1 rRNA gene is annotated in these 2,440 nt (G+C 58.9%); it reads right to left on the bottom strand.

Annotated features, from left to right (window positions below):
- Positions 1 to 2,440, bottom strand: a 23S ribosomal RNA gene (locus tag BMW62_RS21975); the annotation flags it as partial.

The raw sequence follows: 2,440 nt of genomic DNA, 5'->3' as shown, positions 1-2,440 counted from the left end.
CGGTGCTTCCACTTCCGGCCTATCAACCCGCTGGTCTGGGCGGGGGCCTTACCCGGTTGACCCGGTGAGAGACCTCATCTTGAAGCGAGCTTCCCGCTTAGATGCTTTCAGCGGTTATCCCTGCCGAACGTAGCCAACCAGCAGTGCACCTGGCGGTACAACTGGCACACCAGAGGTTCGTCCGTCCCGGTCCTCTCGTACTAGGGACAGCTCTTCTCAAGTCTCTTACGCGCACGGCGGATAGGGACCGAACTGTCTCACGACGTTCTAAACCCAGCTCGCGTACCGCTTTAATGGGCGAACAGCCCAACCCTTGGGACCTACTCCAGCCCCAGGATGCGACGAGCCGACATCGAGGTGCCAAACCATCCCGTCGATATGGACTCTTGGGGAAGATCAGCCTGTTATCCCCGGGGTACCTTTTATCCGTTGAGCGACACCGCTTCCACATGCCGGTGCCGGGTCACTAGTCCCAGCTTTCGCTCCTGCTCGACCCGTCGGTCTCGCAGTCAAGCTCCCTTGTGCACTTGCACTCGACACCTGATTGCCAACCAGGCTGAGGGAACCTTTGGGCGCCTCCGTTACATTTTGGGAGGCAACCGCCCCAGTTAAACTACCCACCTGACACTGTCCCTGATCCGGATCACGGACCGAGGTTAGACATCCAATTCGACCAGAGTGGTATTTCAACGGCGACTCCACGAACACTGGCGTGCCCGCTTCGCAGTCTCCCACCTATCCTACACAAGCCGAACCGAACACCAATATCAAGCTATAGTAAAGGTCCCGGGGTCTTTCCGTCCTGCCGCGCGTAACGAGCATCTTTACTCGTAGTGCAATTTCGCCGAGCCTGTGGTTGAGACAGCTGAGAAGTCGTTACGCCATTCGTGCAGGTCGGAACTTACCCGACAAGGAATTTCGCTACCTTAGGATGGTTATAGTTACCACCGCCGTTTACTGGCGCTTGAGTTCTGAGCTTCGCCTTGCGGCTAACCCGTCCCCTTAACGTTCCAGCACCGGGCAGGCGTCAGTCCGTATACATCGTCTTACGACTTCGCACGGACCTGTGTTTTTAGTAAACAGTCGCTTCTCACTGGTCTCTGCGACCCCCTCCCGCTGCCCCACGCTAGGTGGTTCACGGGCTGGGGCCCCCCTTCTCCCGAAGTTACGGGGGCATTTTGCCGAGTTCCTTAACCACAGTTCGCTCGATCGCCTCGGTATTCTCTACCTGACCACCTGAGTTGGTTTGGGGTACGGGCCGCTCGGAACTCGCTAGAGGCTTTTCTCGGCAGCATAGGATCATCCAATTCGCCTCAATCGGCTATGCGTCGGGCCTCACCCTCATGTGGAACGGATTTACCTATTCCACGGGCCACACCCTTGCACCGGTACTACCACTCACCGGTAGGACTACCTTCCTGCGTCACCCCATCGCTTGCCTACTACCAGTCCGGGTCCCCAGCTTCCCCGGTTCACCTCACAAGGAGGATCCCCGGCGTCGGTGGGTTAGCATCGCTGGGTTCAGCATGGGCGTTCCTTCGCGGGTACGGGAATATCAACCCGTTGTCCATCGACTACGCCTGTCGGCCTCGCCTTAGGTCCCGACTCACCCTGGGCGGATTAGCCTGGCCCAGGAACCCTTGGTCTTCCGGCGGGGGAGGTTCTCACTCCCCTCTCGCTACTCATGCCTGCATTCTCACTCGTGTGGCGTCCACGGCTGGATCACTCCGCCGCTTCCACCGCCACACGACGCTCCCCTACCCATCCACACACCTGGCCGGCCCCTCGAGGGAACCGGCGGGTTGTTGTGTGAATGCCACGGCTTCGGCGGTGTGCTTGAGCCCCGCTACATTGTCGGCGCGGAACCACTTGACCAGTGAGCTATTACGCACTCTTTCAAGGGTGGCTGCTTCTAAGCCAACCTCCTGGTTGTCTCTGCGATCCCACATCCTTTTCCACTTAGCACACGCTTAGGGGCCTTAGCCGATGATCTGGGCTGTTTCCCTCTCGACTACGAACCTTATCGCCCGCAGTCTCACTGCCACGCTCTCACTTACCGGCATTCGGAGTTTGGTTGACGTCAGTAACCTTGTGGGGCCCATCGGCCATCCAGTGCTCTACCTCCGGCAAGAAACACGTGACGCTGCACCTAAATGCATTTCGGGGAGAACCAGCTATCACCGAGTTTGATTGGCCTTTCACCCCTACCCACAGCTCATCCCCCAGGTTTTCAACCCTGGTGGGTTCGGTCCTCCACGCGGTCTTACCCGCGCTTCAACCTGGCCATGGGTAGATCACTCGGCTTCGGGTCTAGAGCACGCGACTCAGAACGCCCTGTTCGGACTCGCTTTCGCTACGGCTACCCCACACGGGTTAACCTCGCCACGTACCGCTAACTCGCAGGCTCATTCTTCAAAAGGCACGCAATCACCCCGGCCCC

This window comes from Blastococcus sp. DSM 46786 (assembly GCF_900109665.1).
Taxonomy (GTDB): domain Bacteria; phylum Actinomycetota; class Actinomycetes; order Mycobacteriales; family Geodermatophilaceae; genus Blastococcus; species Blastococcus carthaginiensis.
The sequence above is the reverse complement of the archived record's forward strand: the minus strand, read 5'-3'. Positions and strand labels throughout refer to the sequence as shown.